The following is a 25,048-nucleotide window of genomic DNA, read 5'->3' as shown; positions in this document are numbered from 1 at the left end:
TTCCCTGTTTGATAACAAAGATTTAATCTATGCCAAAATGGATCCTTCCTTAATTAAGGTCACTTACTTTATTTTTCCACATAAACATACTATATACCTATTTTACCATTGTCAATTACAAATAAAGATAAAACGCATAGGCCCTAAGGTGTGCTCACACATAAAAAACACCGTTCGTATTCCAAACGATGTTTAAATCGCCTATATTTAAGGCATTTTCTAGCCAAATACCTTTATCTATAGGGTTAAATTCCTCTGATCATTTTCCATATTTTCATGATTCTTTTACAATTATTTTTGCAGACTTCAACCAAAAATGACTCTATTGTTCAAAATCGACGGTTATAAAATCCGAAAAGTGGATAGCATTGATGAATTCAAAAAAAAACCCTTGGATTCTTTAGAATCAAGGGTTTCACTTGGGTAATAATAGGTTTAATGCAAGAATTAGCGTAATGCTGCGGCTAAGCTTTCTCCGAATTCTTTGGCGCCATCCGGTCCATCACCAGTGATTATATCATCTTGTGCAACGACATGCTGTTCAACATATTCAACGGAATTAGCTTTCAATTCGTCAATTTGAACATCAACTGGGTAACAAGCAGCTTTTCGGCCAGAAAGCAAACCTGTTTTCGCTACAGTTACAGATCCTGCACATATACCCGTTACAAGGACTTTTTGCTCATGAGCTCGTTTCAAATAGCTTTGTAATTCCAGGTTACCCCATAGATGATCGTTCGTACCGGATCCTCCAATTACGGCCACTGCATCAAAATCACTGACTGAAACGTCAGAAAAGATCACTTCAGCCATTGCCTTTCCTTGATAGTCACCAGTAATTTCTCCTGTTTTCGTACTCGCTATCGTTACTTCCACTCCTGCATTTTCCAAAACTTCTTTAGGCTGAAATAATTCATCTTCATTAAAACGTTCTGGTGGTATAATTAGTAAAGCTTTTTTACTCATATAAATTGCCTCCTAAAATTCAATTGTCTGTATGACTATTCATATTGTATCGCTGCTTTTCAGCGCCGGGAAGAACGCACTTTAATGTGCGGAGGTTACCTAGAGGTTACTGTTAAATAAAAAAGGAGTTAAAGTCCATGTCAGAAACATTAAGAGATGAAATCAAAGAAAAGATCTTAAACGGCCATTATAATTGCGAAAAAGAGCTTACGTTATCCACATTTAGCAGCAAATGGAAAATCGTCATTTTATGGCATTTAGGTGTTGAAGGTACACACCGATTCAGTGACCTTCAAAGACTTTTCCCAAAAATATCACATAAAATCTTAACGAATCAATTGCGGGAACTTATGGAAGATGGCATCGTTCACCGGGAAGTTTATCCTGAAGTCCCTCCAAAAGTCGAATATTCCATGACCGAACTTGGCATGACCTTGCTCCCAATCGTTGAAATGATGTATGAGTGGGGAAAAACCAGAATGAATGAAATCAAACAAGAAATGCATGCAAGTGAAAATGATTTGAATAAATAAGGTATAAAAACGGACCGACAATGATGATATGTCGGTCTGTTTATTTCGAAGCTGACCAGTTCTATTGAAAAACGATATTTCATTTTTTATCTGGCTTGGTGTAATGCTGACCAATTGCACCTATTATTAATACGATGATCGAAATGACACTGTAGTCTTTAAAAAAGGGGGGGAACGGAATGTCCATAAATAAAAACACCTCCGTAACGATTCGTCCCAATAATAGAATCAATCCGATTATTACCATCCAATTAAATACTTTCCCCAAAAAATCCATGTTATCCTCCTTAAGCATTCTATTGATGTCTTATGCAGGTTTCATTTGATGTTCCTGATACGCCCCTTACAATCTGATAACTGAAGCCGCCCTATCCAATCTCATTATACCCGACACTTCATGAAGAAATGGACAAGTCATTGGGTTAACCGCTCAATTTCTCATGGCGTTTACTGTAACATCACTTGGGTTTCTGCATCGGCTTTCCAGCAAACACCCGATTCAATTTAACTATTTTTTCTGAATGCAAAAAAACACAAGCTATTTGCCTGTGTTTAGAATAAATGGATTAGTTAAACTATTGGGTCATTAAAATCGGGTTTCATACCACTTTTCACACGTATCTAAAGTCACAAGGCTCGGGAATTGTTTTCAAACGTATGCATTCTCACATTTCATGCATCAATTCGTTTGACGGCGGCCGTATATTCCTTATGCCATTTTTCCCATTCATCCATTGGAAAGTCCTGATGATGACCATCAAGTAAATCACTCAACATATCAAGGCAAACATGCCAGCCTGCCAAATCTTTTGCTGTATGATCATTAACTGGCGTGATGGATTCTTTCAATACTAATGAGCTTCCGTCCTTTTCAGGGGATACCTCGAAACGAACCCAGCCGTCCCCCCATTCAAAATCTAAAACGGCAAATTCCCGGAAATCCCTGATTTTCATTTCAAAAGATTCCCCTGACCCATCATTCATATTGAATAGGATGGTCCCTTCTTTTCGGAGGTCCTTCATTTCCAGGTTGGACATCCATTTTTCCACCTTATCATTCTCCGTCAAAACACCCCATACTTTTTCCACCGAATGATTAAGCAGGCGATCGAATCTTGCGATAATCCCATTACCTTCTTTTTCGATTACAGCTTGCATTTAAATTCCTCCTCATTCTATTCGTTCACATGGATATGACTTTTATCATAAAAAAACGGTCGAATCAAATTCACTGCTTTCCCCTCATTTTTACCATCCCTGACGCTTGGCTAAAGAAGTAATATGCGCAAGATGATGGCGGCCATGCCACGCATAAATGCCTATGTTTTTACCGACAGTCACCTCTCCTGAATCAGGATGGATGAATGTTCGGCTCAGGTCGTCTGCATGAAGGCCCGATAAAAGTTTACACAAGCGGATATGTACACTTTCAAGAAGGGATAGAGAAATTTCAATCGGCAAATCATAATCAGGCAGCTCTGCCCATTGCCCCTCCTCGTACGGTTTAATGACTGGGCTTTCCTCCGTAAGGGCCAATTTGAAGCGAATATACGCATTCATATGGCTATCGGCAACATGATGCACCACTTGGCGGACCGTCCATCCTCCAGGACGATAAGCTGTATCATGCTGTTCATCATCCATGTTACTTACCGCTTCCCGCAGCATCCCAGGCAAAGTTTCAATCTCGTTGATCCACCCCTCGGCTACACCACTAGTTATTTCACCGTCAAACTGAAACTTTCCAATTGGGTATCTTAAATCCATCTTCATTCCCCCTTGTGTTCAATAAAAATAGCACCTATATTACATTCTTTATAGTGGCTGATAAATCCTTTAGACCCGCAATTCTTGGCTATCGCAATCCTAAATTTGATCAAATCGCATTTTACATTGAAGTTCTGACAATGGCTAGCCCGAATGTAATATGCACTTTCCTTTTTAAATGCTTTCGTTTATGTAGCACACCCCTCTGGATATGTTTCTTCAACTGTGCGATCCCTGAAGACCCGTTTCTTGAACCTATACCCCGAATCAGATACTTCCTTCGGTTCGGCCGATGGCGATTTCCCCAGAACGTAAGCTCCTTAAAATCAAAGTACCAAGAATTCATTAGCAGGAATATTATTCCATTTCATTATAACGTATACTATTTCCTCATTTAGCAACCATAAACAAATGAATGTATGTTCATCAGTATCTTTTAAACAAAGCATTCAACAATGGAAATGGGGATAGGAACCTTGAAAAAAATTAGTTCGATACAAACCTTAAGTATTTTCTTTTTATCCATTGGCCTTCTTAATCATGTTATTTTGATCCCTTTCCTTCTTTCTACCGGCGGAAGGGATTCTTGGTTTTTCTCACTCCTTTCTATTTTGCTGATACCAATTTGGGTCTGCCTATTATCTCGGATAATCAAGAATATGAATAATGAATCACTGAACCATTGGCTTGAAAATAGATTTGGAAAACCTATTAAAAATATCGTTTTATTTTGTATTGTGATCTATCTAATAAGCCTTGTATTGGCCACCACCAAGGAAACGATTGATTGGATCACTACAAGTTTTCTTTTTGAGACCCCAAGTTTAGCCATTATCATTCCGTTTACCCTGCTATGCATATTCCTGGCCCATTCTGGCATGCGCTCCATCGCCATTAGTTCTTCTATATTATTGCCCGTTGTCGTTATTCTTGGCATTTTTGTTGCGACTGGAAATATTCCGACTAAAGACTATAGCCACCTTCTGCCTCTTTTTGAAAATGGTTATTTTCATGGCATAAAAGCCTTCCAGTATTGTGGATATGGATTAGCCGAACTGATTTTACTAGCCTTTTTTCAGGAAAAACTATCGGATACACTCAGTCGCAAAGTTTTAGTTTTCTTATGTCTCGGTTTAGTGTTTCTGCTTCTTGGCCCATTAACGGGTGCTATTGCTGAGTTCGGGCCGACCTTAGGCGAAGCCATGAGGTACCCCTCTTATGAACAATGGCGGCTGCTTACGATTGGTAAATATATCGAGCATACAGATTTCTTTTCCATTTATCAATGGCTTGCCGGTGCCTATATCCGTGTTTCCCTAGCGTTATTCTTAATCACGGAAGTCTTTAAAGGAAAAACTAACAATATGAAGCTCGGAATCCTTTTCTCAGTTGGTTTCCTTATGGTAGTCATTTCCATCGTACCATTCAGTAACTTCAAGTTCTTGCATGTAAGTCAAAATTTTTATTACCCTGGTGCTTTTTATTTTCTTTTACTTTTGTCCACCATCTTGTTTATCGGCACTTTCATTCGTTCTAAGGAGGGTAAAAAACATGAGAATGAAACGATCCAAAAATGAACCAGCCCTGCCTGAATTGAGGGAGGAGACATTTCGGGAGTTATTTAGTGCAAGTTCAGATATCATATTTGACACAATCTATATCGGAGAAACCGAAAGGCCCATTCCTGCCGTTATCTTTTATTGCTCGGGTTTGGCCGATATCAGTTTATTGAACGAAGGGATTTTGGAAAAGTTAAACAAAATGATGGAATTGGATGAGAAAATCGGTGCGGAAAAAGCCATAAACAAGTTAAACCCCCTGTTAGATTTGACGAAAGTAACGATCGATCGGGAATTCATTAGCGTACAGCAGCTGATTTTCTCGGGGAATGCCTTATTATTCATACCGTCCACCCAAAAGCTATTTTCAATAAATTTGTCAGATGTTCCTAATAGGCAACCTGAGGAATCTTCTTTCGAAGTCTCCGTAAGAGGTCCAAGGGATGGGTTTGTCGAGGACTTATCCATAAATACAGCTTTAGTCAGAAAGCGTCTAAAAACAAAATCGCTAGCCTATGAAGACTTTATAGTGGGCAGGCGCAGTCAAACGAAAGTCGCACTGATGTACATGGATGACATCATTAATAAAGAACTTGTCACACATGTAAGGTCCAAAATTAACTCCATCGATATTGATGTATTGGTTAGCAGTCAACAATTGGAGGAATTGATCTCAAACAGTAAATTCAGTATATTTCCACTCACTCATTATACGAGTCGCCCTGATTTTGCAGTGGAAGCGCTCAATCAAGGAAGATTTATCCTGATCGTCGATGGTATGCCAACAATAATAGTGGCTCCTTCTACATTATTGCTTCAAATAAAAACCGCAGAAGATTCGAACCTTCCTTATTTATATGTAAGCATTGAGCGACTTCTTCGTTTTTTGGGGCTTGGGATCACCATTTTATTACCAGGATTTTGGATATCCATTTCCGCTTTCAACATTGAACAGGTACCGTTTCCGTTACTAGCCACCATAACCCTTTCAAGGCTCGGTCTCCCCTTATCCGCCACCATGGAATTCATTCTCATGCTCATTTTATTTGAACTATTCCGTGAATCCGGAGTCAGGTTACCTAAAGCGGTTGGGCAGACAGTTGCAGTTGTGGGCGGTCTCATTGTCGGTGATGCCGCGATAAGGGCAGGGCTCACCTCACAAACCATGCTTGTGGTTACTGCAGTAACTTCTGTCGCATCTTATACGCTTGTAAACCAGTCGCTAACAGGCGCCGTCACCATCCTGCGTATGTTTGTATTGTTGCTCAGCTGCATATACGGAATCTATGGCTTAATAATCGGTTTACTTTCGATTGTCACTTTATTATCCAGACTTGAATCATTCGGGGTTTCATATATTGGCGGAACAAAACCACCTAGATTCACAAAAATCCTGGATGCATTCATAAAGAGGCCATGGAATTCCATGAGTAAGCGATCCTTGGCCGCCAATGATAAGACAAGAAAGGGGCAGTAAGATCATGTTCCGCATCTATAAAATGTTGTTGATCATTCCTTTATTCCTTTTACTTTCGGGTTGCTGGGATGAAAAAACGATACAGGACTTCCATTATATAACTGCTCTAGGCATTGACTACAAAGATGGAGAATATATCGTTTATGCGCAGCTAGTCGACTTCGCTGCTGTAGCTAAAACGGAAGCGAAGCCGACTGAAAATCCCCCCGTATATGTAGGAAAACAAAAAGGCCGTTCCATCTCGAGCGCCGTAAATCAACTTATGCGAAATACTCAACAAGCTCTCTATATAGGTCATGTTTCCACATTTGTAATCAGTGAAAATGTGTTGAAGCAACAAAGCACTGAAATAGTCGATTATATTTATAGAAACCAATTACTTAGATACTCAGCTAATATTTTTGGCACAAAAAGTTCCATGGATGAGCTTTTCTCCATAAATGGTTATTTTAATTTGTCACCTTTATACACTACATTATATTTACCGGAAGATATCTATCGGAACCGATCATTCATTCACCCCATAACGGTCCAGAGGTATTATTCAAATCAACGGGAAAAATCATCAACCACCATCTTACCTACCATTACTTGGAACGATAAAGTATGGAAAGAAAAAGATAAAAACCGAAAAAGCCTTTATATGGATGGTGCTTTTGTCATTTACTATAAAGTGTCCCAACCCTGGTTCTCGGAAAATGAATTGAGCGGTGTACGCTGGCTCACAAAAAGAACCAACAGAACTCCCGTAACCATTAGCTTGAACAAGCAAGACATCTATGCTTCTTTCTCGCATCCGTATCATAAAGTAAGACCTGTTTTCAAGAATGGCAAGTACAAGTTTGATATTGAAGTCGTCGTAAATGGTAAAATTCTAGGACTTGATACACAAATGGACATCGAAACAATCAAACGAAAATTCGAAAGTGAAATAAAAAGAGAAATCCAAACAACCTTTAAGACTGGGATTGAAAAGAACGCAGATCCTTTAAGCTTAGGCAAAATCCTCTATATTAAAGATACAAAATACTGGCAAAAAAATCATATTAAAGAGCCGAACGATTTCCTGGACAAGGATTCAATTAATCATATTAACGTAAAGGTACACATCCTGAACACCGGCGGTTTAGAAGCTAAACCACTACGTTAATGAAGAGAGTTTATCTGAATTCTCGAGCAGTTGTTCAAATTCATGAGTTTAATGCTCACTCTCTCGAGTAATGCTCAATTCACGAGTTTTTGCTCCAAACTCACGAGTTTTTGCTCCAAACTCACGAGTAAATGCACCAATTTCACGAGTATTTGATCCAAACTCACGAGTATTTGCTCCAAACTCACGAGTAAATGCCCAATTTCACGAGTATTTGATCCAAACTCACGAGTTTTTGCTCCAAACTCACGAGTTTTTGCTCCAAACTCACGAGTTTTTGCTCCAAACTCACGAGTTTTTGCTCCAAACTCACGAGTACACTAAACTCTCGAGTAATGCTAACGTAACGCCTTTAGAGGATGTTGCCAGACTTGGCTCCATCCTGAATTTTTTGGCTTTTTATTTAGTATTGGGACGTGCAAAAAAAATCTGACATGTCACATTGTATAAATAAATGGTAAATTAAGAGTATTCCAACAATTAGGAGGGTTACATATGAGCATTCAGAAGGCTACATTACATGAGCTCGAATCTCTGACAGAACTTTTTGATTTATACAGAGTGTTTTATGAGCAAATATCTGATTATGATCGTGCAAAGGAGTTTTTAAGGGAAAGGCTGACAAATGGAGAGTCTGTGGTTTTCATGGGGTTTGATGAAGGGCATCCTGTTGGTTTTGCCCAATTATATCCGACATTTTCATCTGTGAGCATGATGCGGTCATGGATACTGAACGATTTATTCGTGAAGGAGTCTGCCCGCAAAAAAGGATTTGGCGAGGGGTTATTGAACGCAGCCATCAATTTCGCACGAGAAACAGGTGCCAAAGGGGTATCCCTCGAGACAGGTAAGGATAATGTAAACGCACAAAAACTTTACGAAAAAATTGGTTTCGTCCGAGAATCGAATTATTTCTATCATTTCACCATTTAATATAAAAAAGTGTAGGGAAAATGTCTCCCTACACTTGGATGCTATTTATCTAGCAAATTAATTATTTAGCAGTTTCCATGCTGGCTTGAATTTCTTTAATTAGAAGTTCCGCACCTTCAGCGCTAAGAATTAGTTTACCGTCAACAAGTTTCATATTGTCATCAGATGTTTCACCTGTTACCTGACAAGTCATGTTTGGTTTATATTTTTGAAGAATGATACGTTCTTGTTCTACATAAATCTCCAAAGCGTCTTTCTCATTAATTCCTAATGTACGGCGTAATTCTATTGGAATGACTACGCGTCCTAATTCGTCAACTTTACGTACTATACCTGTAGATTTCATATTCTATTACCTCACTAATTTTCTTTCGAATGTTCACCTATATATTTCGTCACCATTCGACATTATTTGCACTTCTATAAAGATACCACTCCCTACCATATTCGTCAATTCTCGTATCTTCGTATATTATCTACCTCTATATGATTTTTATATTAAATATCAATAACCCCTTCATAAAACGCGTCATAACAGCGTTCCTGGACATTCTATATGGGTTTTATTGGTATTGCCCTTGTTTTAATATACTCGCTTCCATTCTGTATTCACCTATCATCAATCTTACTCATGCCGATTGATGGAGAAGGAAATTTACGGGTCTAATAGAATCCTATTGATTTTCTTGTGCATTTGAAGGACAATTTAAATTGGCAATTATAATATTTAGAAATTTCATTCTTCTGCTATTCATGCATTGGAACGTGATCCCATTTTTGAATAGGATAAACAATGTTTTCACATCATTTATTACTATAAGAAAGCCGAAACGTGCCATACTCAAGAGTCTTGGCTAATTACTGGCTCATAAAACAGATAGAGGTGAGTCAATTGCGTCCGATTATATTAGGTATTTGTTCTGCTTTCTTTTTTGCATTTACGTTCGTATTAAATCAATCCATGGAGTTGTCTGGTGGAAGTTGGATATGGAGTGCTTCGTTGCGGTATATCTTTATGGTGCCTTTTCTTTTGTGTATCGTTCTAAGCAGAAAAAACCTGCTTCCCCTTTTACGTGTGATGAGAGAACGGCCGGGATCCTGGTTGCTTTGGAGTTTTGTAGGATTTGGATTGTTTTATGCTCCTTTATGTTTTGCATCCGCCTACTCTCCTGGCTGGCTAATCGCTGGCACTTGGCAAATCACGATCATTTCAGGCGCTTTACTTGCCCCGCTATTTTTTGAAAATGCCCAAACGAAAAATGGGATCGAAAGGCAAAGAGGGAGGGTTTCCGTGAAAGGCCTCCTCATGTCCATGATCATTCTGCTTGGGATCATCCTGATGCAATTGGAACACACCAAACATATTTCAATGGCCAATCTCTTGTTAGGAGTGATTCCAATCATCATCGCCTCGTTTGCATACCCTTTGGGGAATCGCAAAATGATGGAAGTTTCTGAAGGACGTTTAGATGCCTACCAACGTGTATTAGGAATGACTTTGGCGAGTTTGCCATTCTGGTTTTTGCTTTCATTGTATGGTTTCTTTACGGTTGGGGCACCGACGAAGATGCAGAGTTTTCAATCCCTTTTGGTCGCACTATTTTCTGGTGTCATTGCCACGGTCCTTTTTTTCAAGGCGACCGATCTGGTAAGTGGAAATATGCAGAAATTAGCTTCCGTTGAAGCGACACAATCGATGGAAGTCCTTTTTGCCCTTGCTGGCGAATTACTATTTCTATCTTTACCGATCCCTTCTCCTTTATCTTGGTTCGGCATCTTTATCGTGATCATAGGAATGATCTTGCATAGCTATGCATCACATAAAAAAGAAGGCTCATCCAGAAAACGGACGGCAAGTGCCTAAATAGGAAGCTAAAAAAGCCCCGGATAAGATTTCGGGGCTGAAACATTACGGAACCAATGCAGATATTAGGCAAAAATGGGCATGGCATTGGCAAAACTTTTACCTTGAGTAAGTTCAAAAAGTATGTATAATGAAAGGTAATTGTATATGTCAAAGGTTTTCTAGGGTTCCGCAGTGCGTCTTATTGCTGGTCTGGTCCGAGAGAAAACTCACAGCATGCTGTGTCACGGAAGGATAAAAGCCTGGGAGAAACTGTTTAACGGTTATCTCTTGGGCTTTTTTTTGTTTTTTTGGTAAAGAATAAAATCGGAGGTGCGATAATTCATGAGCACAAACTGGGTTAAAGTATTCATTGCGGCTTTTTTTGAAGTTTTTTGGGTGATCGGCTTAAAGCATGCAGATGACTTTTGGACTTGGACTGGAACGGTCATTTCCATCATCATCAGTTTTTATATGATGATAATGGCTGGCCGAAAACTTCCTGTCGGAACGGTATATGCCGTTTTTGTAGGTATGGGAACGGCCGGCACCGTTTTTTCTGAAATCATTTTCTTTGGAGAATCTTTCAAGCTGAGCAAAACGCTATTGATCCTCCTCTTATTATCAGGGGTGATCGGCTTGAAACTAGTGACTGAAGATAAGGTTGAGGAAGGGGATGAAACTTAATGGCTTGGATCTCTTTAATCTTAGCTGGATTATTTGAAATGTTTGGTGTCGCGATGATAAATAAATTGCATAAAGACCGTAATTGGCAATCCCTGCTGCTTTTATTCATCGGATTTGGAGCAAGTTTTCTATTTCTTGCTTACGCCATGCAAACCTTGCCGATGGGGACGGCTTATGCAATCTGGACAGGAATCGGCGCATCTGGCGGAGCGATTATCGGGATGCTCTTATACGGGGAATCCAAAGATTGGCGAAGGGTGGTATTTATTGCCATGGTGCTTGGCGCAGCAGTGGGATTAAAACTTGTTTCATAGGAATGAGTGAAAGTGATTTTACTTTGTCTGTAGAAATGCCAGAAAAAAGGAATATGAAACCACTATTAAGGACAATCCTGGACCTATTTTATATATAAGCTTAGAAAATCAAAGACGACACATATATATGTCCATTATGTGCCGTCTTCTTTTCATTAACTTGAATTAGCAAGAATTTTTTCCGCCTTAGGCGAATTTTTCGAGCGTGAAGTCATTTATAAAAATTGACTAGCATCCATCTCAGTGGAATCTTTCCCCTTAACCTGCTTTAGCGTAGCTACTATAAGAAAGCTAACAATCACTAATAAGAGCCATGAACTTACCTTTCCAAGATGAACGAGACTCCAAGCTTCGGTTTGGTTTGGGTATTCCCAAGCTCTAAAGAACGTTGCGATATTTTCGGCTATCCAGATAAAAAATCCGATGAGCACAAAAGAAAGGGCGAGTGGCATACGGTAACGAGTACCAGCAACCTCGTATGTGACCCATGCTTGCCAAAAGACGATAATGACAAGTCCAGATAACCACCAACGAACATCGATCCAATAATGGTGGATGAAAAAATTCAAATAAATCGCAGCGGCAAGAGGTACAACGACCAGAAACGGTGGCCACTTAACCAGTTCAACCTTTAACCTCCTCCACGCCTGGCAAAGATAACTCGCTACACTTGCGTACATGAATCCGCTATATAATGGCACTCCGAAAATTTTGAAATATCCTTCCTCTGGATAAGTCCAGGAGCCCATATGTACTTTGAAAAGTTCAAGAGCAAGTCCAATAAGGTGAAATAATGTGATAACCTTTAGTTCATCCCTTGTTTCAAGCCCAGAACGCACCATCCACCACTGCATCAGAAGGCAAATGATGAGCAGCCAGTCATACCGTGGTAGGAAGGGGAGCGGAATGAATTTTGTAAAAGCCAAAGAGGCAAAAATAACGACAGGAAACAAACATGATAGGGCCTGCTCCCAACCAAAACGAACGAGTTGTTTTAGTGCTCTCATGATATGTGCCTCCACTTTTGAATGGTTAAATTCATGAGTAACTCCCCTTTTATGAAATCTTTCTTTTCCGTTCAACTATTAATCTTCAGTGCTTTCATCATTTCGGTATTCTAAAATGTCTCCAGGTTGACATTCTAAAGCCTTACAAATCGCTTCTAAAGTTGATAATCGAATCGCTTTTGCCTTGCCGTTTTTCAATATGGAAAGGTTAGCCATCGTTATTCCAACCCTCTCAGAAAGTTCTGTAACACTCATTTTCCTTTTAGCAAGCATCACATCAATATTGATTATAATTGCCATGTTATTCACCTCAGACTATTAAGTCATTTTCTGATTTTATATCGATGGCCTCTTTTAAAAGCCTTTGAAGAACAGCAGCAAAGACTGCAATCACCATTGAAGCAAAAATGACGACCAATCCGATTAATATGATACCTGGGGCATCGTCCATCTCCGCTATCAGGTAAAAGAGCGGCATGCCTACCACATACAAGCCACTGATTGTGATGGCACAATTTTTTATAGTCTTTAAAGCTCTTACAGATAATTCCGAGAACGCTTTGTTCTTGTCAATATAGCTTAAAAGTTTAAAGGCTTGATATAGAGCAAAGTAAAATGGTATCGCCGATGCATACAAATCGATTAAAACGAGATATTTCAAATAAGCCATATCCGGATACAATTCTGCTGCAAACTTCGCTATCTCAGGCACCAAAAAGATGCACAAAGCAAGAACTGGCATTCCAATAAGAATAACAGCTATCTTTAAAAAGGTCGTTGACACTTGTTTCATAAAAAGCACCTCATTTAATTTTTATCAATTTGAATTTAACACATATTTTATCGTTTTACAATAAAACATTGTTGTTTTTTATTATATTATTATTGTTAAGGAAATATCCTTTTCATTTTAAAAAAACAAAAAAAGCATTCCTCACTTACAAAGAAATGCTCGATAACTTTAAACATGCAATTTATTATAGGTTCAACCTGTCCCGTTACTTAAAGAACATGTATTCAAAATCCCTTCTGCTCCCCAGCAATCCGGCCCTTATCCTTCTTCCTCGATTTTCAAAGGTTTCAATGTTTTTTTTGGTCGGATTAAAACATGTTTCATAGGAAAAATAAAGGCATCCTAAAAATTCTCGTTTTATTTCAAACCACCTACCTCCTCAACTGAATATTTGGTATGATACATACGTTAAATAAATTAGTGAAGGTGATTTTACTTTGTCCGAAGAAATTCCAGAAGAAAAAAAGGAATATGACATCACAATCATTTATGATTACAAAGATCATCCTGACATTGTTAGTGGACGGTGTGACAATTGCGGGAAGGCTCAGTTCGAAAGTTCGGTAAAGGATTATGTATATATTCGTAAGTGCAGAGGGTGCGGTATGAAGAAGTCGATCTAGTTTGGTACATGACCCACTTCATTCCAAAACGCTAAGGCGGATTTAGATTTGCATGTTACCTTCCAATGATAAAACAAAAAGGCCACCCATTGGAGGGCGGCCTTTTCGGGCTGACATGAGGTGCTCTTTCAATCGATAGGATGCGAGCCAAATCGATGTAACTAATACGACAGCATATGAAAAATTGCCCCTCCCTTATATCATCAAGATTTCCCTAATATCCTCTTCTGTAAGTGCAGATGACGGCTTATCTCCAGGGTCGATGATTTCTTCGATCAAATGCCTCTTTTTCTCTTGCAGCTCATTCATTTTTTCTTCGATTGTGCCCCGGGCAACAAGTTTGATGACCTGAACCACGTTCTTCTGCCCCATTCGATGAGCACGGTCTGCAGCCTGCTCCTCCACTGCCGGATTCCACCAAAGGTCATATAAAATGACTGTATCGGCACCCGTTAGATTGAGACCCGTACCGCCAGCCTTCAATGAAATCAGGAATACATCACGTTCTCCGGCATTAAACCGATTGCAGACTTCCACACGTTCCTTTGATGGTGTTTGTCCATCCAAGTAGAAAAAGGACTGTCCCTTACTAGCTAAATCTCTACCTATGATTTGCAGCATTTTTGTAAACTGCGAGAAAATCAATACGCGTCTTCCAGAAAGCTTTGATTCCTCAACAATTTGCATCAGTTGCTCATATTTCGCTGAGCTGCCTTTATAACCGTCCACAAACAAGGCGGGGTGACAGCAAATCTGCCGGAGCCGGGTCAAGCCAGCGAGGATCCTGATCCGATTTTTCCGAAGGGTATCCTTGTCAAGGTGCTTCAGTGTATCATGCCGCAGCTTCGCCAGATAGGCAGCATACAGTTTCTTCTGATCAGGAAGCAGTTCCATCGATTCCAGCGACTCGATTTTATCCGGAAGTTCGGATAGTACGTCCTCTTTCATCCTCCGCAGCAAAAATGGACGGATCCTACGGGAAATCTTCTTCCTAGAGAGGTTACTATACTCCTTTAACCCCATGAATAGTTCAGGAAAGACGACGTGGAAAAGGGACCACAGCTCTTCTAGTGAATTCTCTATAGGCGTACCCGTTAGCGCGAAGCGATGTGTCGCTTTTATCTTCTTGGCCGCTCGTGCCGTTTGTGTTACAGGGTTCTTAAAGGCTTGTGCCTCATCAAAAAACACCGTATGGAAGTCCCTTTTTTCAAACCACGAGATGTCCTTCCGGAGCAGCGGATAAGAGGTGATCACAGCATCCACTTCCATTGCTTCCTTCAGCAGCTTTGTCCTTTCTGACTTGTTGCCATCTACGACGACGGCTTGTATATCAGGAGCGAATTTAGTGAATTCGCTCAGCCAATTGTAGGTTAATGATGATGGACAGACAATCAGTGCCGGAAGCTTTTTCTTACGGATGTCAGGCAGCTCGGATAAAATGAACGTGATGCTTTGCAGTGTTTTCCCCAAGCCCATATCATCTGCAAGTATCCCGCCAAATCCGTACTCGGCAAGTATTTTCATCCATTTGTAGCCGTTTATTTGATAATCGCGCAATATCGGTTCTAGACTCCCTGGCACGATGAACTCCAAGCCGCTCGGATTCTTGATGTTTTCCAAGAACTGACGGAATGATTCCTCCATTGTGAATGTCTGGCTGTCATTAACGGAATCAAGGAGCTGCAGCCCTTTTACGATTGGCATGTTCAGCGTGCTTTCCAGGTCTTCATCCTGTACGGGCAGTGCATTCAGAAAACGATTGATTTCCTCGTATTCCCTTGTTTCAAGGGAGAGCAGCGATCCATTCCTTAAACGATAGTATTTCCTCTTTTCTTCAAGCGCTGCTAAGACCTCACGTATTTGTTTATCTGGGATATCATCTATCTCAAATTTGAATTCGAGCCAATTAGTACGTTCTTTTTTAATTTTCACCCTAATGCGCGGTGCAGCATTCCCACGGGAAATCCGGTTTCTTACAGCGGTCGTGGCATAAATTTGTACAAGCTTCTGGAGTTTCGGAACGATGTGGTACAAAAACTCATACTCCAACTCTTCGTTATGCAAGAAATAGCCGCCGTCCGTCTTGGCAAACTGGCTATCCTCCATCAGCTGTAAAATCTCCGCCTCCTTCTCAACATCCCTTATAATCATGGAGACTGCCTTGGATTCCTGTTTTTCCAAAGGGTTGATCACGATATTTTCATAATGGAATTCCAGCCCCGCAAGCAGCCTGTTATTCACTCGATCCAAGTATAGCTTTGCAACCAGCGGTGTCTTCAAAAACAATTCGGTGATGGACCTTGCTATCTGGACTTCACCGAGTCTTTTCAAACCTGGTACCACTTTGTCCAGAAATAGTTCCAGCTGGTCATGATGGATTGGAATTTGATTCATCCCCGAATCCTCCATCATTTGCTTTAACTCTGAAAGGCGTTGGAAATCCTCATTTTCGAGCTGAACCAGTTTCCCTTCAAATAGAACCAATGTGTATGTATTCATGACAATCATCTCGTGCAACCTTTTAATTTTCAGTTGATAACCTTTGCCCTCGCTTTCAGTAAAGTCAAACTGTAAAGGAAGCGGTCCGTTTGCTAAACGAAAGCCATTGAATGTAAGGCCACCATAGGCAAGCTTCACCACTGGCGCTCTTTCAAGGATGGGTACAAGCTTTCGAAAAGAAGATGGAGGCAAAAGTAATAAGTGGTTGTCCAATGTATATTCAGATTTATCCGTCAGGGCGTCAACATAGACTTTTTCATCCGATATCACTGTAATGAGCTCCTGAAGCACAGAATCATTTTCATTCTGAAAACAATGCAATACAGGGTCATATATAAATGAAAGGGACACTTGGGCAGGCTTTCCTTCTTTAACTCGCTTCAGGAAATCTCGGACATTCGACACATTGAAAGAACCGATTTTCATTTCCAGTCCTAACATATATTGTTCCGTTCCCATCCAGACTGGTTTACACGTAAATTCTGCTTCAAGCATCTGCCTGTTTTCAAAGTGGCGCTGATGACCGCTTTTGCGTACAGGCTGATTATTGAAAAGGGTCAGTAAGCCCTCTGACAACTTCTTATTGGCTGAAGCATCAGAACCGGGTGCATGCAGGCCTTCAGGGATCGTTCCATCTTGCTGATGGTCGTAAACCGACAGCAGGACGGCTGCAATATGCTGGCAATCGCGATGGAAGGAAGCTAGCGTAGGACAGCTGCATTTCGTCTGAAATCCGCCGACAGCATCCACTTCGATCTTGACATGGAAGTCTTCCTTTCCTTTAACCGTTGCTTCACAACCATCAGGCTGGTAACTTTCAAATGTCACTTTATTGGCACGATGAAAAGCTTCCCCTCTTTTGAAGGAGACGGCCCCGCACATGTCTTTTATGATTTTTTGATTCAACTTGATATCCAAATTGCCGTCCTCCTCCCGGGGTTTTGTTGTTGAGTGATTTTACATTCCGCTGAAAAGTAAGCTCATTTTATCATCATACTATGAAATGGGTTTACGGGGTTGTAAAAAAGCAAAAAGACAAACTCCCATATTCGGAGTTCATCTCTATTTCAGCAAGGGGAATTTGCACCATCATTGTTGTCCTTTGGTGTTGCCTTTCTTTTTTTTTCGATAAAAGAAGCTGAACATAAGGAATGCAAGAAGAATGAGAAAAAGGATAAGTTCAGCGGGGTCCTTCACCAAAAATGGGTTAAAGGCATGCTTTATTGAATTATCCAAATCAAATCCCAATAATATATCCATACCTAAAGATATGACCACTAAAGGGGCTAGGATCAAAACTGTAATACCAAACATTTTCATTTCTCATCAATTCCACCTTTTAGGAACTTTTTTTGGTGCTTGTCTTCCTTTTTTTTCGATTCTTAAAAAAGGCAATGATCAAGAGAAGCAACGGGATGATCACCTGAAATGGCAGATGGATGTAATTTGGTACGGCATCTAGCCCTTCATGGATATGTTCCGTATAGCTGCTTGCCATAATAATCGAAATCAATAAAATGACCATGCCAACAGGGTATGCAAGTCTGGAGGGCTGTTTAACATTGAAAACATTCGCCGTACCCGTTACCGCTACATAAGTAAATACACTTATCTTGATGAACCCGCCAATCATCAACAAAAACAAGAAGTACACATCGAGACGTTCAAGAAAGCCAGCGACCTCTATTGACTGAATGAGGGTAAGAAGAGGGTATTGCGAACGTGTTGTAAGGTCCACACCCAGTACAGCAATATTCACAGCCATTATTATCGTGAGACAAATACCGCTTGTCGCCAAGCCCCCTATCCCAATTTTTTTCAGTCGCTGAGGTTCGTTCAAATAAGGAAAAATCATTAAAAACACTATGATCTCGCCAAATGGAAAGAATACGGTTTTAGTGAAACCCATTTTCATCATCTCTGTCCCGCTGATTTCAAAAATGGGTTTTAAGTTGTTTAAATGGATCATGCCTGAAGCAATAATCAGAAGCATAAAGGTCATTAAAAGTAAATTCTCCAAGACAAAGAATAGTTCCCCCGTCCTCACCAATACTTCTATCCCTTTACGGACCGTATACACCACGACTAAAATGAATACACCGTTCGCAACAAATAACGGAATTTGAGGATAGGCAAAAGTAAGCAGTGTATCTCCGAAATCCCTCAGCACCCTTGCAGCAAGATAGATGAAATAAAGGATGTATAGAAAAGCTACGATCCTGCCTAGAAAATTCCCCAATATATGTTTTACAAACTCTGTTAACAGCTGATCAGGGTAGTATTGAAAAAGGCCATAATAAATGAAAAATAATAAAAATCCGCCTATCATCGCAATAAGGATGACTAGCCAAGCAGCCTGCTTGGCTTCACCTGCAAGCGGAACCAAAAGTGCACTGCCCATTTCAAACAGGAAAATAAGGACGAACAGCTGGTAACCGCTGATTTTTGCCTTTTCCATGAGAATGCCACTTCCTTTCCATTATTGATCTTTCTTTTTTAAATTTGAAATATATGGCTTATTACGTATTCCGGTACGGCGAATGAAAGTTTCTACCTGCACATCTACTTCCAGTTTAGGAAAAGTATCGTCGTCCCAGTTTTTCTCTAGTTTCTTCCATTCTTTCGGATGGGATTCGTGCATGAGCTCCCCAAAGCCAAAAATATCGGCTTTATTTTTCTGTGCCCGAACGATCGCATCTTCCATCTCCTTCTTCAATTCTTTCGCTAACTTCTTTTCAATATCAATCAGAACATGCGTATCGGTTAGATTCACAGGAACATTCACCTCCCGGATATCTCCTTCTGCACGGACCTTTATCGATATTTTCGGTTTGCCGTTTACCAATTTTGCTCCGACGTTGGTTTTTTGGCGAATAACCGAATAGGTGATTGCTTCTTTTTTACCCTCCCAATCAATGTTTAAATGGGTATTTTCGATCCTATCCAATACCCACATTGACCCTATTGCCATATCGCCATCCAGCCAGTCAATCAATTTTCCATCTTTAAAAACACCAATTCCCGCTGCATTAGGGTTTGCCTCAATATCCGAAGACTGGGTATTCTCCATTTTATCTTCTTTACCTGTGTTTCCTTTCACGGTAAAACCACTTATTATCGGTTCTTTTCCGGTACTAAGCAGATTCTTGATCACTTCTTGGAGATTAATGCTAATATTTTTCCCCTGAATTTTTTCAGTGATTTCAATCGTCCTAATGATTTTCTCAGCAGTTACCTTATCGATTGCGGTTAACGTTTCGACAATATCCCTTGCTTTCACACCCCGGGCAATCACGATCCTCGTAGTTGCCCTGAATTCCGGTGAGCGCTCAAATGCGTCGAAAATATCGTTGAGGCCCTCTTCTTTTGCTAGTTCCTCACCTATGACAATCAGGTTGGCATGGGCAAAATACATATCTCGCGAGATTTTCGTTGAAGCGATACTATCCAGTTCAAGCACATTATCTCCGGTGGCCCTATAAATGGATATCGGTGGATTTGTTCCGCCGCCGCCCTGAAGAGCTCCCGCTACATTGCCTGGATTAATGATTTGGAAAGTTCCCACTAACTTTCCTTCTTTATTTCTATCGAGTCCAACTGCCGAGACGATGGCCATTTCGTTTAACTCCGTTTTATCCCAACAGCCGGAAGTGAATGTAGTGCAGATCAACACCAAGAGCAGGACTAAACGTTTACGATTCATTGCCTTCACCTTTTTTCTCGTCAGAAGTTTTCATTCCACGCGATTCAGGAGGCAGGGGTCTTTGATTTTCGCCTTCCCTTATCAGATTATTTTCGTTGGTTAAAAATTTTGGCCTTTCCTTAAAGGCCCACATAGGTCTTCTGAAGAATGTATCGCCCAACCCTTCCGGATTCAGAGGGGCGAGCGGTGTCATATAAGGAACTCCAAGTGAACGCAGGCTGCATAAATGGACAATAAGGACGATAAAGGCTAAAATCATCCCATAAAAACCTAGAGTGCCGGCACAAATGATGAATCCGAACCGCACAATGCGGGCAGATATGGCTATGGAATAAGAAGGAGTTGCAAAACTGGCAATCGCCGTGATCGAGACGATGATGACCATTGCCGGCGATACGATACCAGCCTGGACAGCCGCCTGCCCGATGACCAATGCTCCGACAATGGACATGGTCGAACCAACAGCCTTTGGCATCCGAAGACTTGCTTCCCGTAATATTTCAAAGGTCATTTCCATGAGAAGCGCTTCAACGACGGCAGGCAAAGGAACCGTTTCCCTTTGGGCCGCTACAATGACCAGCAACTTCGTTGGGATCATTTCCTGATGAAAAGTCGTGGCTGCAACATAGAGAGCCGGTCCGACTATAGAAATAATGAAAACGATGATCCGTAAAAAACGTGTGGCAGAAGCAATGTCGAAGCGATTATAGTAGTCTTCGACAGATTGAAAAAACTGTACGAATATTGCCGGGGCCACCAAGACGAAAGGCGTTCCATTAACGAATATCGCCACTCTTCCTTCCAGAAGATTTCCTGCGACCATATCAGGTCTTTCCGTATGGTTAAGGGTCGGGAATGGGGTCATGACCTGGTCTTCTATCAATTGTTCAATATATCCTGATTCAAGAATGCTATCGATGTTAATTCGATTTAAGCGCTTCTTGACCTCCTCGACAATCCCTTCCTTGACAATTCCATTTATATACATGATGGAAACGTCCGTTTTTGTCACCGTGCCTATTTTCATCGACTCAATCCATAAATTCGGACTGTTGATGATGCGGCGTAACATGGCAATGTTCGTTGCATTCGATTCCGTAAACCCTTCTCTTGATCCCCGGACAGTCAAATGGGTGCTCGGTTCCTGAATAGAACGACGTTCTCCCCCTTTTGTACTGGCTACCAAAGCGATGTTTATCCCGTCAACGAATATGATGCTGTCCCCTGATAATAAGGACAAAAATAGTTTTTCCCAGTCCTTGACCGTTTCTACCCCACCGAGAGAAACCACTTCTTCAGAAATGACATCCAATGCTTCTTGCGGAAGGATTTTTTCTGATAGATGAGGATTTTTCATGATGGATTCAATTAAAAAGTCCGTAACGCTTGGATTATCAATCAGACCCTGTACATACAAAATAGTTGTTTTTATCTCCGGATTTTGGCCGATTTTCAACGTTCGGATAATGATGTCCGGACTGTTTCCCGTCTTTTTCTTCACTTTTTCCAGATTGGCTGAAATGGAACTATCAATATAATCAGGCGTTTTGCTTTTGGATTGACCTGTATCTTCCTTTTTCTTTTCACGTTGCTTCACTTGTCTCTTTTGTTTGAAAAAAGAAGCCATAGCACCGAACCTCATTCCTTTTTCGTTTCACTCATTTTATCCAAAGCATATCCCCTTTATTCTAGAGTCCATCCTTATTCATCACATAAGAAAAAGGCTGTCACGGTGACAGCCTTCAAAGGTTAAATTCGGTTATGTAGGGAAAGTAGCATTCGTACGTCCCAATCAACTAACCTAAGATTATTTCACTTTGTCTTTATTCCTTCTAAAAATCAAAACAACGAAAAGTATGAATAGCAATGCCAATATTGCATAAACGATGTTTGAATAAATGTCCATATACCCTACGATATCTTCCCAAGAAGACCCAACAGCTGCCCCGATATTAACTAAAATAATGTTCCATATTAACGTTCCGGATGTCGTGTATAGCAAAAATAGCCAAAAGCTCATATGCGACATGCCTGCTGGAATCGAGATCAAGCTTCTGATCAGCGGAACGAGTCTGCAGAAAAACACGGTCCATGCACCGTACTTATCGAACCATGAATTCGCCTTATGGACGTCCGATACCGTTAACCTGAAAATGTGCCCCCATCTATCCACGAACTTTTCAATTATTTTTACATCAATCAGTAATCCAATCCCATATAGGGCGACTGCCCCTGCCACTGACCCCAGAGTCGAAGCGATCACGACGCCGGTAATCGTCATATTCGCGGTTGTCGTCATGAAACCGCCAAAGGTTAGAATGACCTCTGAAGGGATTGGCGGGAAAATATTCTCCAATGCTATTAATAGAAAAATTCCGATATACCCAAAATCATTCATGAATTCCGTAATCCAGTTTTCCATTTAACACGCTCCTAACTGTATTGAACACCTGCTGATTAACTGCTTACCTTGTAATATAATATCTGCATCTCTATTAAATATCTTTGTTCTTCCGACGTTCCTGATGCTTTTGGAAAAACCAAATGGAAACCGCAATCCAAAATCCACCCGCAAAATATCCAGCGATGATATCACTAGGATAATGAACCCCCAAGTATATCCGACTTATTCCTATTGAGAGGATCATCATCGTGCTGAACAAAATCAATAGAATCCTTCCCCACCTAGCCGTTATGTGCCGCCATAGCAGAAATGTGAGTATACCGTATAAAGAGAAAGCATTCATGGCATGTCCACTAGGGAAACTGTAACCCCCTATATCGATGAGACGATGTAAATCGGGCCGGGCGCGTTGAAAGAAAAGTTTAACCATCAAATTGAGGAGAGGTGAGCCAACCATGACAACACAGAATAAGACTAGTTCCAATCGATGCTTCAATACCTTATATAAGAAAAACAAAATGAACAAAGAAAGAATGATCAAGGAAGCGGTAGAACCTATGGATGTAAAGAACTTCATGATGGTCGTTAATAAGGGTGACTCCAATCCTTGTACAAAGGAAATCACCTCGCGATCAAATTTCAGGTATTCATGCGCACTGATGGTAAATGCCATGAAACTGAACCCGATTAAAGAAAACACACTTATAATAAAGGCAATGGTTAATTGTAGCTTTAAATTCATAATAACATCCTTTCACTTTTGAAAACCGCTTCATATGGAAATTTCGATTTTATCCTATCTTCTTCATTTCAGGGTGTATGTAAATGCTTCATCGCCCGCCGCCCTCACCCAGAGAACATAGCACAAATCTTCCACTTTTCCATACTACTCTATTCGTCATTGTCACCTCAACTTCAGGTTACTATAGATTCATTGTCGAATGGTTCAGGGAGTGGCAGGAACATCCATTTGATTTAACTCATACCATTCAGCATGTTTGCCAAGCGTCCCTACAAAAACGAAAAAAACCTTATGCAGGTTAGTGCACAAGGTTTTTTCGTTTTTTACATACGGCATGCCTTTAGCGGTAGTGATATCAATGTTTGCCCGGTCGCTGAATCGGTAAGATTCTCTTCTAACTGGAACGATGGCACCGCTTCAATATGCTTGAATTTCTTCAGGAATGTAGTAAGCGCAATCTTTGCTTCCAGTCTGGCAAGCGGCGCCCCCAGGCAGAAATGTGGACCATTTCCGAAGGTTAGATGTTTCTTATTATTAGGACGGTGGATATTAAGGGTGAAGGGATCTTCGAACATCTCTTCGTCCAAATTAGCTGCGCTCATCCAAACAACCACGCTATCCCCTTTTTTCAATTCCACTCCCAATAGATCGTTATCTTCCTGTACGGTGCGATCCAATTTAATAAGATTGAATCGAAAACGTAGCATTTCTTCGACCGCCTGCGGAACCAAATCCAGGTTTTCATGTAACTCTTGATAAACTTCTTTGTCATCATATAGCAGGGAATAAAAGCTATTGGCCAGTAAATGACTGGTGGTCTCGACCCCTGCTCCTAAAATCAGCATGGTCGTCCGGACAACCTCATCATCCGTAAACATTTCCCCATCCACTTCTGACTTCAATAGATCTGAGATGATATCATCTGCCGGATTTAATCGTTTTTGCACAACAATTGGATACAAATACTGATAGTATTCTTTTGCTGCCACTTGCTTCAATTCATTTACTTCTTCTTGTTTTTCTTTATCAAAAGGAAGGAATAAGATATTACCCATTTCTTAAACAATAAACGATCTTTCGAGGGAACGCCCATCAAATCCGACATGACAATGATCGGAAGCGGACTCGCCAATGATTGCACAATATCGATTTCCTTTTCCTCATCCATTTGTCCAATCAATTCATCTGCAATTTCCTGAATGCGAGGTTCCCAGTTTTGAAGACTTCTAGGTGTGAATGCTGCGGCCAGCAGTGAACGGCGTTTTCTATGGTCAGGTGGATCAGCTTCAGTGATTTGGATCTTTTCAGGAATAGAACCTTCATCACTATCCGCTCCAACCGATATAGTAGTCCGTTTCCGAACACTTGAAAAATGTTTATAATCACTGAGAACCCGCTTCACATCTTCATATTTAAAAACATTCCACGTATCCGTTCCTTCGTGATAACTCACGGGGTCATTTTGTAACATCCGTTTACACCAAGCGTATGGACTAAATTCCTCCACCCGTGTTTTAAAATTAGTAATTTCTTTTACTGCAATAACTTCTTTCATGATACCGACTCCTCCCACTTCTCAAAGATACCTAACACCATCTCCGTCGATCTGTTATAGGGTCGAGCATACCCGATAGACTTTTTCACCAAATCCTAAAATACACAACTATTCCATTATAGGGTAAAAATCCGCAACAGACCATGCATCTTCCATACCAGCAACCCAACATGAAATTTGCCCCATAAATGGACCGTATCCCATCAACCCTATGTAAAACTGCTTATTTTTTACAATTCCCTTTCTTTTTCTATTTTTTTTATGTCTTTCAATTGATGCTTAAAATCCAATCTTCTTTTTCAATTCGGAAACAGGGCTTTCCAACAAGTTATTTTAGTATAGTTTTTTTACCTCAACTTCCTAGAAAAACGGCTGCACATACAGCCGTCATTTTGTAAACAATACGAGTTCTATCTAACTGTTAAAACAAAGTTGATTGGAATGGAAGGTACGAGACTCCTGCAATGGTGGAGAGTTATGAGTAAAAGTCAAA

Annotated in this window: 25 protein-coding genes, 1 pseudogene and 1 riboswitch; of the genes and pseudogenes, 9 read left to right on the top strand and 17 right to left on the bottom strand. The window is 40.5% G+C overall.

The genetic code is table 11. The features are described from left to right. Positions 1-447: 447 nt before the first annotated feature. Entirely contained in the window at positions 448-966 is a 519-nt protein-coding gene (locus ACFWE9_RS03075; protein ID WP_230161062.1) for a DJ-1/PfpI family protein, read from the bottom strand. A 137-nt stretch (positions 967-1,103) separates the two neighbouring features. Between ACFWE9_RS03075 and ACFWE9_RS03070 the strand changes: the two genes are divergently transcribed. Next, positions 1,104-1,499 carry a winged helix-turn-helix transcriptional regulator gene (locus ACFWE9_RS03070; RefSeq protein WP_377355533.1) on the top strand — a complete coding sequence of 132 codons (396 nt, stop codon included), beginning with the start codon at positions 1,104-1,106 and terminating at the stop codon, positions 1,497-1,499. Between the two features lie 79 nt (positions 1,500-1,578). Here the strand turns inward: ACFWE9_RS03070 and ACFWE9_RS03065 are convergent, their stop codons facing one another. The 3 genes from ACFWE9_RS03065 to ACFWE9_RS03055 form a co-directional block, all read right to left on the bottom strand. Continuing rightward, positions 1,579-1,776 (bottom strand): hypothetical protein, encoded by a 198-nt coding sequence (locus tag ACFWE9_RS03065; protein WP_230161058.1) that lies wholly within the window; start codon positions 1,774-1,776, stop codon positions 1,579-1,581. A 395-nt stretch (positions 1,777-2,171) separates the two neighbouring features. Beyond that, positions 2,172-2,657, bottom strand: coding sequence for an SRPBCC family protein (locus ACFWE9_RS03060; RefSeq protein WP_230161056.1), 486 nt, complete (start codon positions 2,655-2,657; stop codon positions 2,172-2,174). Between the two features lie 90 nt (positions 2,658-2,747). Next, positions 2,748-3,266, bottom strand: a complete 519-nt coding sequence (locus ACFWE9_RS03055; protein WP_377355531.1) for a YfiT family bacillithiol transferase — start codon at positions 3,264-3,266, stop codon at positions 2,748-2,750. A 455-nt stretch (positions 3,267-3,721) separates the two neighbouring features. On the opposite strand from ACFWE9_RS03055, the gene ACFWE9_RS03050 reads away from it, so the two are divergent. The 3 genes from ACFWE9_RS03050 to ACFWE9_RS03040 are packed head-to-tail and all read left to right on the top strand — an operon-like array spanning position 3,722 to position 7,452. Next, positions 3,722-4,843, top strand: a complete 1,122-nt coding sequence (locus tag ACFWE9_RS03050; protein WP_377355529.1) for a GerAB/ArcD/ProY family transporter — start codon at positions 3,722-3,724, stop codon at positions 4,841-4,843. Then, positions 4,818-6,302 carry a spore germination protein gene (locus tag ACFWE9_RS03045; protein ID WP_377355527.1) on the top strand — a complete coding sequence of 495 codons (1,485 nt, stop codon included), beginning with the start codon at positions 4,818-4,820 and terminating at the stop codon, positions 6,300-6,302. Before ACFWE9_RS03050 ends, ACFWE9_RS03045 begins: the two co-directional genes overlap by 26 nt. Positions 6,303-6,306: 4 nt before the next feature. Beyond that, a complete protein-coding gene (locus tag ACFWE9_RS03040) occupies positions 6,307-7,452 on the top strand; it encodes a Ger(x)C family spore germination protein (RefSeq protein WP_377355525.1) in 1,146 nt (381 codons plus the stop codon). Positions 7,453-7,636: 184 nt separating this feature from the next. Here the strand turns inward: ACFWE9_RS03040 and ACFWE9_RS03035 are convergent, their stop codons facing one another. Continuing rightward, on the bottom strand, positions 7,637-7,765 hold the full coding sequence (locus tag ACFWE9_RS03035; protein ID WP_377355523.1) for a hypothetical protein: 129 nt from the start codon (positions 7,763-7,765) through the stop codon (positions 7,637-7,639). Positions 7,766-7,947: 182 nt separating this feature from the next. On the opposite strand from ACFWE9_RS03035, the gene ACFWE9_RS03030 reads away from it, so the two are divergent. Then, complete coding sequence (locus tag ACFWE9_RS03030) at positions 7,948-8,385, top strand: GNAT family N-acetyltransferase (RefSeq protein ID WP_377355521.1); 438 nt, start codon at positions 7,948-7,950, stop codon at positions 8,383-8,385. 61 nt (positions 8,386-8,446) lie between these two features. Here the strand turns inward: ACFWE9_RS03030 and ACFWE9_RS03025 are convergent, their stop codons facing one another. Beyond that, complete coding sequence (locus tag ACFWE9_RS03025; RefSeq protein ID WP_230161044.1) at positions 8,447-8,731, bottom strand: transition state genes transcriptional regulator AbrB; 285 nt, start codon at positions 8,729-8,731, stop codon at positions 8,447-8,449. Positions 8,732-9,253: 522 nt separating this feature from the next. Here ACFWE9_RS03025 and ACFWE9_RS03020 point away from each other — a divergent pair. The 3 genes from ACFWE9_RS03020 to ACFWE9_RS03010 all read left to right on the top strand — a co-directional run bounded on the left by ACFWE9_RS03020 (position 9,254) and on the right by ACFWE9_RS03010 (position 11,229). Further along, positions 9,254-10,249: a DMT family transporter gene (locus ACFWE9_RS03020; RefSeq protein ID WP_377355551.1), complete on the top strand. Its 996-nt coding sequence runs from the start codon at positions 9,254-9,256 to the stop codon at positions 10,247-10,249. 150 nt (positions 10,250-10,399) lie between these two features. Beyond that, a riboswitch (guanidine-I (ykkC/yxkD leader) is annotated at positions 10,400-10,500 on the top strand. A gap of 73 nt (positions 10,501-10,573) precedes the next feature. Then, positions 10,574-10,915 (top strand): DMT family transporter, encoded by a 342-nt coding sequence (locus ACFWE9_RS03015; protein ID WP_230161042.1) that lies wholly within the window; start codon positions 10,574-10,576, stop codon positions 10,913-10,915. Then, on the top strand, positions 10,915-11,229 hold the full coding sequence (locus ACFWE9_RS03010) for a DMT family transporter (protein WP_230161041.1): 315 nt from the start codon (positions 10,915-10,917) through the stop codon (positions 11,227-11,229). The genes ACFWE9_RS03015 and ACFWE9_RS03010 overlap by 1 nt, the downstream gene beginning before the upstream one ends. Positions 11,230-11,444: 215 nt before the next feature. Here ACFWE9_RS03010 and ACFWE9_RS03005 read toward each other — a convergent pair whose 3' ends face one another. The 3 genes from ACFWE9_RS03005 to ACFWE9_RS02995 form a co-directional block, all read right to left on the bottom strand. Beyond that, positions 11,445-12,236 carry a DUF817 domain-containing protein gene (locus tag ACFWE9_RS03005; protein WP_377355518.1) on the bottom strand — a complete coding sequence of 264 codons (792 nt, stop codon included), beginning with the start codon at positions 12,234-12,236 and terminating at the stop codon, positions 11,445-11,447. A 78-nt stretch (positions 12,237-12,314) separates the two neighbouring features. Next, positions 12,315-12,536, bottom strand: coding sequence for a helix-turn-helix domain-containing protein (locus ACFWE9_RS03000; protein WP_377355516.1), 222 nt, complete (start codon positions 12,534-12,536; stop codon positions 12,315-12,317). Between the two features lie 10 nt (positions 12,537-12,546). Beyond that, positions 12,547-13,029, bottom strand: coding sequence for a DUF2975 domain-containing protein (locus tag ACFWE9_RS02995; RefSeq protein ID WP_377355514.1), 483 nt, complete (start codon positions 13,027-13,029; stop codon positions 12,547-12,549). A 437-nt stretch (positions 13,030-13,466) separates the two neighbouring features. Between ACFWE9_RS02995 and ACFWE9_RS02990 the strand changes: the two genes are divergently transcribed. Further along, positions 13,467-13,652 (top strand): DUF8096 family protein, encoded by a 186-nt coding sequence (locus tag ACFWE9_RS02990; RefSeq protein ID WP_377355512.1) that lies wholly within the window; start codon positions 13,467-13,469, stop codon positions 13,650-13,652. Between the two features lie 195 nt (positions 13,653-13,847). On the opposite strand, the gene ACFWE9_RS02985 is transcribed toward ACFWE9_RS02990, so the two are convergent. From ACFWE9_RS02985 to ACFWE9_RS02955, 8 genes and pseudogenes are all read right to left on the bottom strand, one after another. Next, a complete protein-coding gene (locus tag ACFWE9_RS02985) occupies positions 13,848-17,069 on the bottom strand; it encodes a DEAD/DEAH box helicase (RefSeq protein WP_377355510.1) in 3,222 nt (1,073 codons plus the stop codon). A gap of 171 nt (positions 17,070-17,240) precedes the next feature. Next, positions 17,241-17,465, bottom strand: a complete 225-nt coding sequence (locus ACFWE9_RS27120) for a YczF family membrane protein (RefSeq protein ID WP_483878211.1) — start codon at positions 17,463-17,465, stop codon at positions 17,241-17,243. 25 nt (positions 17,466-17,490) lie between these two features. Then, positions 17,491-18,609 (bottom strand): GerAB/ArcD/ProY family transporter, encoded by a 1,119-nt coding sequence (locus tag ACFWE9_RS02980; RefSeq protein WP_377355509.1) that lies wholly within the window; start codon positions 18,607-18,609, stop codon positions 17,491-17,493. 21 nt (positions 18,610-18,630) lie between these two features. Further along, positions 18,631-19,854 (bottom strand): Ger(x)C family spore germination protein, encoded by a 1,224-nt coding sequence (locus ACFWE9_RS02975; protein WP_377355507.1) that lies wholly within the window; start codon positions 19,852-19,854, stop codon positions 18,631-18,633. After that, on the bottom strand, positions 19,844-21,481 hold the full coding sequence (locus ACFWE9_RS02970) for a spore germination protein (RefSeq protein ID WP_377355506.1): 1,638 nt from the start codon (positions 21,479-21,481) through the stop codon (positions 19,844-19,846). The genes ACFWE9_RS02975 and ACFWE9_RS02970 overlap by 11 nt, the downstream gene beginning before the upstream one ends. 180 nt (positions 21,482-21,661) lie before the next feature. Then, the gene (locus tag ACFWE9_RS02965; protein ID WP_230161020.1) at positions 21,662-22,276 is read right to left on the bottom strand and encodes a DedA family protein; all 615 of its coding nucleotides are present in this window, start codon (positions 22,274-22,276) and stop codon (positions 21,662-21,664) included. Between the two features lie 73 nt (positions 22,277-22,349). Continuing rightward, positions 22,350-23,000, bottom strand: a complete 651-nt coding sequence (locus tag ACFWE9_RS02960) for a phosphatase PAP2 family protein (protein WP_230161018.1) — start codon at positions 22,998-23,000, stop codon at positions 22,350-22,352. Between the two features lie 323 nt (positions 23,001-23,323). After that, a pseudogene (locus ACFWE9_RS02955) lies at positions 23,324-24,558 on the bottom strand (cytochrome P450). Between the last annotated feature and the right edge of the window lie 490 nt (positions 24,559-25,048).

It is taken from the genome of Peribacillus sp. NPDC060253, from assembly GCF_042727425.1.
GTDB lineage: Bacteria > Bacillota > Bacilli > Bacillales > DSM-1321 > Peribacillus.
The sequence above is the reverse complement of the archived record's forward strand: the minus strand, read 5'-3'. Positions and strand labels throughout refer to the sequence as shown.